Source organism: Cohnella sp. CFH 77786 (assembly GCF_019400745.1).
GTDB lineage: Bacteria > Bacillota > Bacilli > Paenibacillales > Paenibacillaceae > Cohnella.
The window spans coordinates 15144-28602 of sequence record NZ_WJIB01000002.1 but is presented as its reverse complement, the minus strand read 5'-3'; the positions used below and the strand labels follow the sequence as shown (position 1 = coordinate 28602).

Genomic DNA, 13459 nt, shown 5'->3' with positions numbered 1-13459 from the left:
GCTTCGCTCCTTTGTTTAGAACCTGAAATACAGAAATGGATTATACGTGCTGCCAACCAACAGGACGGTCGACAAGGCCAACAAGATGAAGTTGTACACCGGGGCGGCGTACGCGACGAAGGCCCTTGCGCCCCGCCTTGCCGCCAGCTTGTCCGCCAGCTTCTTCATGAGCGGGGTAGCGGCGATCGCGGCCACGAAGAACAAGTACATGTTTTCGCGGAAGAAGTAGAACGATTCCGACGTGACGAAAGGCCGGTACTCCGCACCGAACATGATCTTCAGCGTCGTCCAAGCCTGGCTCAAGTCGGTGAAATAGAACCATACCCAACCGACCAGCATAAGACCCAGCAGGTATAGATGCGAGACGAACGAAGGCAATTTCTCCAGCCATTTTTGCAGGAACAGTCTTTCGAGCAGAATCAGTACGCCGAAATAGAGTCCCCATATGATGAAGTTCCAGCTTGCGCCGTGCCAGAGACCCGTAAGAAACCAGACGACGAACAAATTCCGGACCATGCGCTTCCGATTGCCTCCGAGCGGAATATAGACGTAGTCGCGGAAAAATCCGCCCAGCGATATGTTCCATCGGCGCCAGAATTCACCTGCCGACTTCGAGATGTACGGATAATCGAAATTCTCCTTCAGGGTGAAACCAAACATTTTGCCCAGCCCTACCGCCATATCGGAATAGCCCGAGAAATCGAAATAGATTTGCAGGGCGTACAGGCAAACGCCGAACCAGACCCCCAGGAAAGAATCGGAGCTGTCCGGGCCGATCAGGTTCGGTACGATTTCGCCAACGGAGTTGGCGAGAATCACTTTCTTGCCGAGGCCGATCACAAAGCGGCTGACCCCCTGGCTGAAACCGGCCATCGTAATCTTCCGGTTGTCCATCTGCTCTTCGATGTCGGTAAAGCGGATAATGGGACCCGCGATCAGATGCGGGAAGAAAGACACGTACAGGAACATCTTCATCGGCGAGCGCGGAGCTTGCAAGGCGCCTTTATGGACATCGGTCATGTAGCAGATGATTTCAAAGGTAAAGAAGGAAATGCCGATCGGCAGGGCGATGTTCGGAGGTGCCGCTCCGAGGCCAAACCATGCGTTCAGATTGTCGACCACGAAACCCGTATATTTGAAAAAACCGAGCATTCCGATAATAAAGCAAATCGACAGAACGTATACGATTTTCCCCTTGCGGGTACCCCTATGAACGTCAATGTAGAGGGATGCCAGATAACCCAGCAGGGAAGCCGCGATCAGCAAGAATACCCACACCGGTTCTCCCCAAGCGTAGAAGGCGAACGAAAACACGATGAGGATCCAGTTGCGGACCTTGGTCTTCGGAACGGCAAAATAGACGAGCAAAAGCAGAGGAAAAAAGAAATATAAAAAAAGAATACTGGAAAATACCAAAAAAGCGCCCTCCCTAGACGAAGTTCTTTGTATTTTAACATAAATCATCGGAATCAGGGGCAACCCAAGGCGACACGAAGGCGAGAAAAGGCTGGTAAGCATATTCCTTGCCTGACCGGAAAACAGCGGAACACAGTGCGGTAATTCGTTTTTTCTCGCTCGTTTTTTCTCATCTTAGCGTGTTCCTCCAAAACAGCACAGTAAGAAATTGTTATTTATTTCAGGGATTGCCTTACTAGTGACTGCATTATGTTGCGATTAACCGACACATTGTAACAAAAAAACTCGGCGACCTTTCCCCGGTTGAAAACCCGGGATCGGTCGCCGCTTCCCAACGTCTCATGTCCAAAAAGACCTCTGCGTCATTCGATCCTCTCATACGAGGAATTGTGCAAGGCTTTGTACACGCCGCGGCGGGCCTATAGCCTTGCGGCCGCTGATTTCGTGTACTCCCGAACGTATTCGCCGCAATCTACCCGCTCGAGAAGCTCGGGCTCGCTTGCCTGCTCCGCCTTCGGAAATGTCCCGATGGCTGTCCGCAGCGTATCGCGAAGCTGCCGCCGGCGCTCCTCCCTGCTCAAGGAATCGGACTTTACCCGATGAAAAGCCCATGCTCCGGCTCAGCGAAGCATGGGCTTTGTTTTTGGCGCGGCCTATCCGGTTTCCGCCTGCGTATCCCACAGGGTTTCGTCGGTCCGGGTCACCGTGACGCGGGAGACGCGAAGATGGTCGGTCTCCTCGATAATGAAGCGAACGGCGCCGTCTTCCGTCTCGACGACCTGGTTCTTCTTCGGCGGAATTTCGATCTGGGAGTAAATCCATCCCCCGATCGTATCGTAATCGTCCGACGGGATATCCAGGTTGAAGAGGCTGTTCACTTCCTCGATCAACAGCAACCCGCTGATCGAATACGTACTCTCATCCTTCTTCTCGATGTCGGGACGTTCCTCGTCGAATTCGTCCTGGATTTCCCCGACGATTTCTTCCATGATGTCCTCGAGCGTCACGAGTCCGGCCGTTCCGCCGTATTCGTCGATCAGCATCGCGATCTGCGTCTTCTTCTTCTGCATCAGCTTCAGAAGCGCGCTGATCGGCATGCTTTCCGGCACCGAAGTAATCGGCCGCATCAGCTCGCGGATGTCCGGATTCGCATCATCCGGTACCTTCAGCAGATCCTTGATGTGGACGAAGCCGATGATGCTGTCTTTGTCGGTCTCGCAAACCGGATAACGCGTATGCATCTCCCGCAGGGCGATCGCTTTGTTCTCCGCGAAGCTCATGTTGCCGTACAAGCAGATCATCTCGGTGCGGGGAATCATGATTTCGCGGGCGTTCGTGTCCGCGAAATCGAAAATATTGTCCACGAGGGTCAATTCCGTTTTGTCGATCAGCCCGCTCTTGTGGCTTTCCTTCACGAGTATCCGGATCTCTTCCTCGGTATGGGCGGAGTTCGAATCTTCCCTCGTATCGATCCCGAAAGGACGAAGCAGCAGGTTGGCGGTTCCGTTCAGCAGCCAGATGAAAGGGCTCATCAGCTTGCGGAACAACACGAGCGGCCATGCCACCAGCAAGGTGACCGTCTCGGCCTTGCGGATCGCGACCGATTTGGGAGCCAGTTCGCCAAGCACGATATGCAGTACCGTAATGAACGTGAATCCGATGAAGAACGCGAGAGGATGCACGAGCGACTCGCTGATGTTCATCGCTATGAACGCCGGCTCAAGCATGCGCGCGATCGCCGGTTCGCCGATCCAGCCAAGTCCCAGGGAAGAGAGCGTGATCCCGAGCTGGCAAGCGGATAAATAGGCGTCCAGGTGATTGGTCAGGTGGGAAGCGAACGATGCCCGCTTGTTCCCTTCTTGGACCAAGGTGTCGATGCGCGTGCCTCTGACCTTGACCATGGCGAATTCGGCCGCCACGAAGAAGCCGTTCATGAAAACCAGCAATGCAATGATGACCAAGTTCACGCCTAGCGGAAAAGGGTCACTGTCCAAATATTCCCTATCGCCGGATTTCCGGAGATAGGTACACCTCCTTTGTTGAAGAAAAAAGATAAATATGGAAAAAGGGAAAGAAACTTTATTCTAGCTTAGTCGTTTTGATGTTCTCCGTCAAACGGCGATTGCCTGCGCAAAACGCCGTAGTACCCATCTGTATTCGCGCCAGCTTGCTCCCTATGCCGAAATTTCCGGTGAGAACGCCCGAAATGGAGGTCTGAAGCCGATGAGCGAAGTTCGCATCGGCAACGCCACGCGTACAGGCTATTTCTCCGTCCCGTTCCGCCCGCGGCGCTTGGCCTGATTTTGGCGGATTTTGTCCTCCATTCCCTGCTCCGTCGCTTCGTAAAACACCCGTTCCCGCAGCTTGTCCGGCAAATATTGCTGTTCGACGTAATGCCCGGGATAATCGTGAGGGTAACGGTAGCCGACGTGCCCGAGCATCTTCGCTCCGCTGTAGTGCGCGTCCCGAAGGTGAAGCGGCACTTCCGCGGACTTCGTTTCCTCGAAGGCCGACATGATGTTGCCGACCGCCAGCGCGATCGCGTTGGATTTCGGACTTTCCACCGCGAACAGGATGGCTTGGGCAACGATATATCTCGATTCCGGCCACCCTATACGATGATATGCTTCCATGGCGCTGACGGCTTGCACGAGCGCCTGCGGGTTGGAAAGTCCGATATCCTCGCTGCAGGCCACTGTAAGCCGCCGCAGGAATGTCATCGGATCCATGCCGAGCTTCTCGACGGCGTAGAGAAACCAGTATAGCGCCGCGTCGCTGGATCCCCTTACGCTCTTATGGAAAGCGGAGAGCACATCGTACTGCGTCGACTCGTCTGCGATCACCGTCGGCTGGCGGATCGATTCTTCGGCAATGTCCAGCGTGATGCGGACGCTTCCGTCCGGCTCCGAAGGCGTCGTGACGGCGGCGAGCTCGAGCGCGGTCAGCGCCCGCCGGATGTCGCCGTTCGCCATGGATGCGATATGTTCGAGCGCCTCTTCGTCGACCGACAGCTTCATGAAGCCGAGCCCTTTGACGGGATCGGCGAGGGCCCTTCGCATGGCGATGAGCGAATGCTCCCTGGTGAGCGGCTGCAGCCGGAATAACGTGGAGCGCGACAGCAGGGCTCCGTTCACCGAATGGAACGGATTCTCCGTCGTCGCGCCGATGAAGACGATGATGCCCTTCTCGACGGCCGGCAGCAGCGCGTCCTGTCTGGCGCTGTTGAACCGGTGCACCTCGTCCAGGAACAGGATCGTTTTGCGGCCGTACATGTTTTTGTTCCGCTCGGCCTGCTCGATCACTTCGCGCACGTCCTTGACGGACGCGTCCACGGCGTTCAACCGGACGAAGTCGCCTTCGGTCCGCTTCGATACGATATGGGCCAGCGTCGTTTTCCCCGAGCCCGGGGGACCGAAGAGCAGGATCGAGGTGACCGCGTCCCGTTCGATCGCCCGGCGCAGCAGCTTGCCGGGACCGACGATATGGTCCTGTCCGATATACTCCTCGATCGTTTCCGGCCGCATCCGGTCCGCCAGCAGCCGGCTGCGCGGCTCCGTTTCCGCGCGGTAGCTGAACAAGTCCATCCTTCTCCCGCCTTTCTCTCTACCCCATCATAGCAGAAAGATCCCGGCATCGGAAGGCGGATAAGAACGCACGTTCCCTCAAGCGGCGCCGTGCCCTCACAAAAGCCCATCCAGCTCCCGGGTCACGATTTCCCTTCGGACGCGGATATGCCGCCGGATCAGCTCCGCTTCACCGAGAAATTCGGAATACGACCACCGGCTCAACACGTCCTGGCGGACATGGGGACTCAGCTCGGACAGCATTTTGTTCGCGATCGGCATGATCTTCCTCTCCGTGAACGGCCCTTTCAGCGCTTGGATCAGAATGTCGCGGTACATCCGCCGATAAGGGCGATAGTCCAACAGCCTTCTCGTAAGCTCGTTGTACCCGCGGATCGGCACGAGGTCGTCGTCCTGGATTTGCCCGTAACAATTGCGTCCCCAGGTACCCTCGTAATCCCAGGGGATGATCCGGTACTTTCCCGTTCGGCTATGTCGATAAACGGCGTAATTCTGTTCGAAGCCGTCGTAATTGCCGGTCAGCACCGCACCCGCGAGCCATCGCAAATAATTGTCGACGTCCAAGCTTCTGCTCAGGCCGGCCGCAGGCAGCCGCTCATCCGTGTTGTTGACGCTCCGGATGAAGGACGCGAACCGTTTGCGCTCCTCCTCTCCGCCGAACCGGTACTCGTATCCGGACAGCAAGGAAGACTTCGGGCTTTCCGAGTTATGGCGGTAGAGCCCGAAATTCGCATTGTTGTTCACCGCGTAAAAAAGGGAAAGCGCGCCGATCCCCCGCCGCCGGAAAAACCGTTTGCCCACGCTTTCGATTTCCAGGTACACGCCCTGCGGATCGCCGTTGCGATACAGCAGCACGTGCCGGCATCGGGGCGCGGGAACGCCCAGCATCGGGAAAAAGGCGAAAGAAAGCGCGTTTCGGATCATGGAAGGATCGTCGAACTCCGCGTTGTAATGGTAGGTTTCCCCTCCAAGGACGACATCGTAGGACCGCTTCGGATATTCGCGGGTGTGTCCGCCCCGGTACCGGACCATCGTCCGCTCCGTTTGTCCGTTCACCCTCATCGCGCACGTAACGTATCGGTCGGTCCAGAGATTCCTCTCGAGCTCTCTGTCGGCTGATTCGCTGAGTTTAAGCGTTCTGACCGGTAATGCCATTCCGTTATCCGCCTTCCTCCCGTGACTGACGCTTTATCACCCAAGTGCTTCAGCGTATGTCCTGCCGGTAAAGGCGGAAACGGCAAACGTCTAGATCGGGGCCGGCGTTTCGGTCCGCGCCGCGGGAAATGGGTTCGTATCCGTGGTGCCCCGACGGACTTCCGCAGGAGGGGGTATTTTCATATGCCGTTTAGCGGATTTTTGCGACAGTATCGGACAACCAACCGTATCTCTTTTTTCCGGGCACACATAGAAATGAAGTATAAATTCACTTCCCCCGCAAGTGTAAAGGAGGGACCAATCCCGAGGAACATTCGCGCAGGCCATACGTTCGCTCAAGTCATACAAGCAGGTCCGGCTCGTCCGGCAGGCGCATTCCCGCAGGCGGCTCGCGCCGCGTTACAACCTATGATCCGGAAGGAGACTGAACTATGTTTTATAACGGCCAGCAATACCCGGTGCATAATCTGGAATACCGGGAGCCGCAACGCTCCAGCAGCAGGAGCATGAACAGAAGCACCAGCATGAACAGAAGCTCCAGCATGAACAGAAGCACCAGCGTCCAAGTCGAAGCCAAGCAATGGATCGGACGCTCGGTCAAAGTAAACCGCGGAGGCCCCGACAGCATCGAAGGCACGCTGCTCGCGGTCAACGGAGACGTCATCGTCCTCGTTTCCTCGAACAACAACAACAACAACAACAACAACAACAACAACAACAACAACAATAACAATAACAACAACAATAACAACAACAATAACAACAGCAATAACAACGTCGTCTACTACGTGAACGCAAGACACGTCAAAAGCATTTCGGAAGGCGGCAGCAAAAACAACAACAATAACGGCGGCGACAACGGTTTCGCGAACGTAAGCTACATCTCGGCCAGCAGTTTCTCCGGCGTCTTGAGCGAAATGCGCCAGCAGTTCGTCCAAATCAACAACGGACCGGACAAAGTCGAAGGCTTCCTGGCCGAAACCGGAACCGACTTCATGCTCATGATCACGAACGACCGCGAATACGTCCGCGTTCCGGTGTACCACATCAAATCGATCTGCTTGTCGACGAAAAGCAATAATAACAACAATAACAACAACAACAACAACAACAACAACAACAATAATAACAACAATAAGAACAAAGACAGCAACAAAAACAGCAAAAACGACGGCAAGAACAGCAGAAGAAGCAGCAAAAAAAGCAGCAAGAACAAATCCGGAGGCAAACGCAACAGAAACTAACGGCCTAGCGACCGTTAATCTCGATGCGTTGCAAAGGAGGTGTTCCGCCGAGCTATGGAAATGTACTTGAAACACCCCGTAAAGCTCATCGTTTCCGGAAGCCGAGCCCCCGTCAAAGGCATCCTGATCGACCTGGGTAACGACATTCTCGTTCTCCATAACGGGGCTCAATTTCTCTACGTGCCGCTCGTCCATCTGCAGCAACTGACCCGCTGCCCCGCATCGGAGTCCAACTTCGGATCGCCACCAGAGCCACCTCTGGAAGGGGCGGCGGACCTGTCCTACCGCAAAGTGCTGATGAACGCCAAAGGGATGTTCTCCGAAGTCTATATCACCGGCAATCAATCCGTGCACGGCTACGTAACCAGCATCATGAACGACTTTTTCGTTTTCTACTCTCCCATGTACCGTTCTCTCTACGTCTCCATGCGCCACCTGAAAACTTTGATCCCCTACGACGACCAGACAACCCCCTACGCGCTGGAACAGGAGAAATTTCCGGTAAACCCGACGACGGCTTCCCTGGCCCGGACGTTCGACCAGCAGCTTAAAAAATTCGAAGGCGAGTTCATCGTCCTCGACCTGGGAGAACAACCCGGCAAAATCGGCCTGCTCAAATCGGTATCGGGCAACCTGCTCGAGCTCGTGACGGCCGACGGCGCCAGCACGTTCATCCACCTGGACCACGTCAAGACGATTCACAAGCCTTGAACGGTCTTCCGAAAAACGGGTCTCAACAGCAACGCAAAGCCCTCCTGACCTTCCGGTCATGGAGGGCTTTGCGTGATGGAGGAAAATAGACGGAAAAGTTCACATTCATTTGCGTCGTTGGGACGAGGACGTGCGATTAGAGGGAAACCGGGTGCGAAACTCGTCCTTTTCCCGACTATCCCTTGTCCGAGGGACGTTTCAAGCCTTTGCCGAGCTTGTCCACCGCCTTCTCGATCCGCGAGGCGCGCGTTTCCGCCTTCTTGGCTTCCACGATCCAGGAGATATATTCCTTCTTGTGGGAGGGGGCCAGCTTGTCGAAAACGGCGGCGGCTTCCGGCACGGTGTCTAGGGCACGGCGCAAATCTTCCGGCGTCTCCAGGGGAGCCGCGGTCGGCCTGTCCGCTGCGGCAGCCCGGCGTTCGGCCGGGGACGGCCGCGTCTTGCCGACGGCCGAGGCGGGACGGAACCGCATCGACGACCAGGTGTCGTCAAGCGAGACAAGGGCGATGCCCTCCCAGCCCGCATCGGACACCGGTTTCCAGCCGGTATCCCGGTTGATGTCGGTTTTCAGCTTGGACGTTCCTTTCGGGTAACACATCCAGAGCAGCCCGTCCGGCTTCACCGCGCGGATAGCCGCCGGGGCGAGCCGCTGCACGTCGGCGGAATTCCGGGCGAAAACCTGTACGAAGTCGTAGGAACCGGCGGCGGCGTCCGCATCGAGCCGCGTCTCGTCCGTCCCGAGTCCGACGGAAGCCAAGTACCCTTCGGGAGGTTCCAGGACGGCGATCCTGCCGCCGGCCGGCAGCCTCAGTTTCTTGACCAGCGCTTCATCCATGGGATTCCGCCCCTTTGCGCTCCAGCAGCTCCCGGATGACGACGCTGACCATGATCAGCCCGGCAACGGGGGGCACGAACGCGTTGCTCGCCGGCGGCTGCTGGGCTTTGCGGATTTCTTTGGGCGCATTCTCCGGTACGATGCGCTGCGTAACGTCTTCCCGCGGCTTCATCGGCTCCTCGGTCGAGAACACGACCTTGACGCCCTTCTTGATCCCGTCTTTGCGCAGCTTCTGGCGGACGACGCGGGCGATCGGATCCATCGTCGTCTTCGAGATATCGGCCACCTGGAACTTCGTCGGGTCCATCTTGTTCGCGGCGCCCATGCTGGAGATGATCGGGATCTCCCGCTTCAGGCATTCCTTGATCAGATGGATCTTATACGAAATCGTATCGGAAGCATCGATCACGTAATCCAGCGGATACTTGAACAGCTCTTCCGCCGTTTCTTCCGTATAGAACATCCGAAGCGACACCGCGTCGCAATCCGGGTTGATCAGCAGAATGCGGTCGCGCATCAAATCCGCTTTGGGCTGGCCGACCGTCGTTGTCAGGGCGTGGATCTGGCGGTTGATGTTCGTGATGTCGACGACGTCTTTGTCGATCATCACGATCCGACCGACGCCCGTCCTCGCCAGCGCTTCCGCGGCAATCGATCCCACCCCGCCGATGCCCAGCACCGCCACCGTGCTGCCTTTCAGGATCTCGAGCCCTTCCGGGCCGATGGCCAGCTCCGTCCGGGAGAATTGATGAAGCATCGTACGATCCCGCTCCTTTGCTTAAGACTGGACGGCCGTTTCGGGAGCCGCCGCGGCCCCCGATTGTTTCTGCTGGGCGGCGATCGCCTTGGCGGACAGCCGGATGTGCAGGTCCTCCAGCTGGCGCTCCGTTACCTTCGAAGGCGCGTCGGTCAATAAGTCGGTCGCGCTCGCCGTCTTCGGGAACGCGATCGTCTCGCGCAGGTTCGTGCGGCCGGCCAGCAGCATGACGAGCCGGTCCAGGCCGAACGCGATGCCCCCGTGCGGCGGGGTGCCGTATTCGAACGCATCGAGGAAGAAGCCGAACTTCTCCTTCGCTTCCTCCGGCGAGAAGCCGAGCGCCTTGAACATCTTCTCCTGCACTTCGCGGCGGAAAATCCGCATGGAGCCCCCGCCCACCTCATAGCCGTTCAGCACGATGTCGTACGCTTGCGCGCGGATCGCGCCCGGATCGGTGTCGAACAGAGGCAAGTCTTCGTCGCGCGGGCGGGTGAAAGGATGATGCTCCGCCACCCAGCGCTTGCCTTCCTCGTCCCAGCCGAGCAGAGGGAAATCGACGACCCACAGGAACTTGTAAGCGTTGTTGTCGATCAGGCCCAGATCTCGCCCGACCTTCAGCCGCAGATTGCCCATGACGTCCGCTGCCGTTTTGAGCTTATCGGCAGAGAAACAAAGCAGGTCTCCCTCTTCGACGTGCAGCTTCTCCGTCAGCGCGGCGATTTCTTCCGGCTTGAAGAATTTCACGATCGGGCCGCGCCATTCGCCGTCCTTCACCGTAATCCATGCGATACCTTTGCCGCCGTACCGCGCCGCGAACGGCTGCAGGTCGTCGAGCTCCTTGCGGCTCCAGGAAGCGCAGCCCTTGGCGTTGAGCGCCTTGACGACCCCGCCGGACGCGGCTACGGAAGCGAACACCTTGACCTCGCTGTTCTTGACGATGTCGGTGACGTCTTCGATCTCCAGGCCAAAACGCAAATCCGGCTTGTCGGAGCCGTACTTGTGGATCGCGTCATGGTACGTAAGCCGCTGGAACGGGGCCTCGATGTCCACCCCGATCGTTTCCCGGAACAACCGGACCATCAGGTCCTCCATCATGCCGAGGAGCTGGTCCTGCGACAGGAACGACGTCTCGATGTCCACCTGCGTGAACTCCGGCTGCCGGTCCGCGCGCAAATCTTCGTCGCGGAAGCAGCGCGCCACTTGGTAGTACCGCTCCAGTCCTCCGACCATGAGCAGCTGCTTGAACAGCTGGGGAGACTGCGGCAGGGCGAAAAACTCGCCCGGATGGACGCGGCTCGGCACCAGGTAGTCGCGCGCGCCTTCCGGCGTGCTCAGCGTCAGAATCGGCGTCTCGACATCGATGAACCCGTTCTCGTCGAGGTAATCGCGGAACACCTTGGTCGCCTTGGAGCGAAGCAGCAGCGTCTTCTGCATTTCCGGGCGGCGAAGGTCGAGATAGCGGTACTTGAGGCGGAGCGATTCGTCGACTTCGACGCCGTCCTCGATCGGAAACGGAGGCGTTTTGGCGGCGTTCAGGATTTCCACTTCGGTCACCTGGACTTCGATTTCGCCGGTCGCAATGTTCGGGTTGTACGTTTCGGGATCGCGGTCGACGACTTTCCCCTTGACGGCGAGCACGTACTCGTTGCGCGCCCGGCTCGCGATATCCAGCGCCTCGCCGGAGAACGCCGGATTGAAGACGATCTGAACGATGCCGGTGCGGTCCCGGAGGTCAATGAACAGGATGCCGCCGAAATCGCGCCAGCCTTGCACCCATCCGTTCAGGACGACGGTTTCTCCTACCTGTTGTCTGGACAGCGTTCCGCAATCGTGGTTTTTGAGCATCATTGGTTTTCGTTCCCCTTTTTCTGTTCGGTTATGATCGTTTTTACGCTTTCGGCCAATCGGGCCAGCGCTACCTGCACCTGCTCGCCCGTCGCTAAGTTTTTCAGTCCGATTTCCCCGCGCTCCAGCTCGTCGTCGCCGAGAATGGCCGCGTACCGCGCGCCCGCCCGGTCGGCTGCCTTGAACAGCGCCTTCGGCTTGCGTCCCTGATAATCCCGTTCCGCCGACAGGCCGCCCCTCCTCAGCGACTGGACGAGCCCGGGCAGCTCCCGCTCCGCGCGCTCGCCGAAGCCGATCAGATAAACGTCTACGCCCGCTTCGATCTCCGGCTTGACATTCTGGCTCTCGAGCAGCAGCATCGTCCTCTCCAGTCCGAGCCCAAGCCCGACGCCCGGACGGTCGTCCCCGCCGATTTCGGCCACCAACCCATTGTAGCGGCCGCCGCCGCCGATCGTGTCGATCGAGCCGATGCCTTGCGCCTTGTATTCGAAAGCGGTGTGCGTGTAATAATCGAGCCCCCGCACCATCCGCGGATTGACCCGGTACGGAATGTTCATCGCATCCAGACACTCCCTCACACGCGCGAAATGCGCCGTGCAAGCCTCGTCCAAGCTGTCGAGAATGGAGGGCGCGCCGTCGAATTTGTCCTGGTCCGTCTTGCAGTCCAGCACCCGCAGCGGATTGCGGTCCATCCTCGACTGGCAGTCCTTGCACAGCTCACTGCGCATGGGTTCCAGGAATTCGAGGAGTTTGGTGCGGAATGCCGCCCGGATCGCCGGCGTTCCGACCGAGTTGATCTCGACCGTGATGCCGGACAATCCGACTTCCTTGTAGAATTGGTACCCCAGGGCGATCACTTCCGCGTCCAGGGCCGGATCCTCCGAGCCGATCGCCTCCACCCCGAACTGGTGGAACTGGCGGTAACGGCCGGCCTGCGCCCGCTCGTAGCGGAACATCGGGCCGATGTAGTACAGCTTGGCGATGTCCGGCTCTCCGTACAATTTGTTCTCGACGTAGGAACGGACGACGCCCGCCGTGCCTTCCGGCCGCAGCGTCATGCTGCGGTTGCCGCGGTCCGTGAACGTGTACATCTCCTTCTCGACGATGTCCGTCGTTTCCCCGACCCCGCGCTGGAACAGCTCGGTCGTCTCGAATATCGGCGTGCGGATTTCCCGATAGCGGTAACGCCTGCAGATGTCCCTCGCCGTCTTCTCCACGTACTGCCAGACCTCGACCGTGCCGGGAAGCACGTCCTGCGTGCCCGGAGGCTTCTGAAACGCCATGATCTTCATCCTTTCCGAATAACCAAAGATACAAGTAAAAACGACTTCGTCGTCCTGAAGGGACATAGAATGTCGTTTTTATCGAAGATCATTCAGAAATGAATAAGCGTGAAACTTATAAATTCTGAATGATCAAAAAAAGCCTCCGCCCCAAACGTTCATGTCTGGGACGGAAGCGTCGTCTGCTTCCGCGGTACCACCCGTGGTTCGACCCCCCGCGGTCCGCGCGGTTGTCGCTCTTCATTGCCGGGTAACGCCCGGTGGACGCCTCGAAACTACTGGGTCCCAATCGGACCGTTCGCATCGGGTTCTCGGGGAGGTCGTTCGTCCGCTCATCGCCGGAAAGCTTGCAGCCATACTGCAACCGATAGCCAGCGGCGCTCGCCGCACTCGGTTAGCAGAGGACTTTCCTCTCTGGGGGCTTGGGGGCGGAGTACTCGTTCCCGTCATCGAATCTGGAGCAGGATACAATTGCCTTATATTGTACCAAAGAAAAGAACCTGCCGTCAATTCGGCAGGCCCAACATAAATCTATAAGAAAAAGGGGGTCTTCTTTATCCTAGTCCATTTGTTTTAAACGCGCGTGAAGAAGGCATTACAATTGCGTTACAAAACCGTTTTTCGTTGAC

The 13459-nt window shown here is 57.7% G+C and carries 11 protein-coding genes; 2 read left to right on the top strand and 9 right to left on the bottom strand.

Annotated elements, in window-relative coordinates; translation table 11 throughout:
* Positions 1–15 precede the first annotated feature (15 nt).
* The 5 genes from GE107_RS03195 to GE107_RS03175 all read right to left on the bottom strand — a co-directional run bounded on the left by GE107_RS03195 (position 16) and on the right by GE107_RS03175 (position 6155).
* Entirely contained in the window at positions 16–1416 is a 1401-nt protein-coding gene (locus GE107_RS03195) for an MBOAT family O-acyltransferase (protein ID WP_219638053.1), read from the bottom strand.
* Between the two features lie 419 nt (positions 1417–1835).
* On the bottom strand, positions 1836–1997 hold the full coding sequence (locus GE107_RS03190) for a hypothetical protein (protein WP_219638052.1): 162 nt from the start codon (positions 1995–1997) through the stop codon (positions 1836–1838).
* Positions 1998–2069: 72 nt separating this feature from the next.
* A complete protein-coding gene (locus tag GE107_RS03185) occupies positions 2070–3410 on the bottom strand; it encodes a hemolysin family protein (protein ID WP_219638051.1) in 1341 nt (446 codons plus the stop codon).
* A gap of 267 nt (positions 3411–3677) precedes the next feature.
* Positions 3678–5000 carry a replication-associated recombination protein A gene (locus GE107_RS03180; RefSeq protein ID WP_219638050.1) on the bottom strand — a complete coding sequence of 441 codons (1323 nt, stop codon included), beginning with the start codon at positions 4998–5000 and terminating at the stop codon, positions 3678–3680.
* A gap of 96 nt (positions 5001–5096) precedes the next feature.
* A complete protein-coding gene (locus GE107_RS03175) occupies positions 5097–6155 on the bottom strand; it encodes a CotH kinase family protein (protein WP_219638049.1) in 1059 nt (352 codons plus the stop codon).
* 431 nt (positions 6156–6586) lie between these two features.
* Here GE107_RS03175 and GE107_RS03170 point away from each other — a divergent pair, with 431 nt between their 5' ends.
* On the top strand, positions 6587–7399 hold the full coding sequence (locus tag GE107_RS03170; protein WP_219638048.1) for a hypothetical protein: 813 nt from the start codon (positions 6587–6589) through the stop codon (positions 7397–7399).
* Positions 7400–7453: 54 nt separating this feature from the next.
* Positions 7454–8110 (top strand): DUF2642 domain-containing protein, encoded by a 657-nt coding sequence (locus GE107_RS03165; protein WP_219638047.1) that lies wholly within the window; start codon positions 7454–7456, stop codon positions 8108–8110.
* Between the two features lie 175 nt (positions 8111–8285).
* Here the strand turns inward: GE107_RS03165 and GE107_RS03160 are convergent, their stop codons facing one another.
* Genes GE107_RS03160 through hisS form a run of 4 tightly spaced genes read right to left on the bottom strand, consistent with a single transcriptional unit; the run spans position 8286 to position 12830 of the window.
* Positions 8286–8945, bottom strand: a complete 660-nt coding sequence (locus GE107_RS03160) for a YdeI/OmpD-associated family protein (protein ID WP_219638046.1) — start codon at positions 8943–8945, stop codon at positions 8286–8288.
* Complete coding sequence (locus tag GE107_RS03155; protein WP_219638045.1) at positions 8938–9702, bottom strand: tRNA threonylcarbamoyladenosine dehydratase; 765 nt, start codon at positions 9700–9702, stop codon at positions 8938–8940. Before GE107_RS03155 ends, GE107_RS03160 begins: the two co-directional genes overlap by 8 nt.
* A gap of 21 nt (positions 9703–9723) precedes the next feature.
* Positions 9724–11550, bottom strand: a complete 1827-nt coding sequence (aspS, locus tag GE107_RS03150) for an aspartate--tRNA ligase (RefSeq protein ID WP_219638044.1) — start codon at positions 11548–11550, stop codon at positions 9724–9726.
* Positions 11547–12830: a histidine--tRNA ligase gene (gene hisS, locus GE107_RS03145; RefSeq protein WP_219638043.1), complete on the bottom strand. Its 1284-nt coding sequence runs from the start codon at positions 12828–12830 to the stop codon at positions 11547–11549. The genes aspS and hisS overlap by 4 nt, the downstream gene beginning before the upstream one ends.
* Positions 12831–13459: the final 629 nt, after the last annotated feature.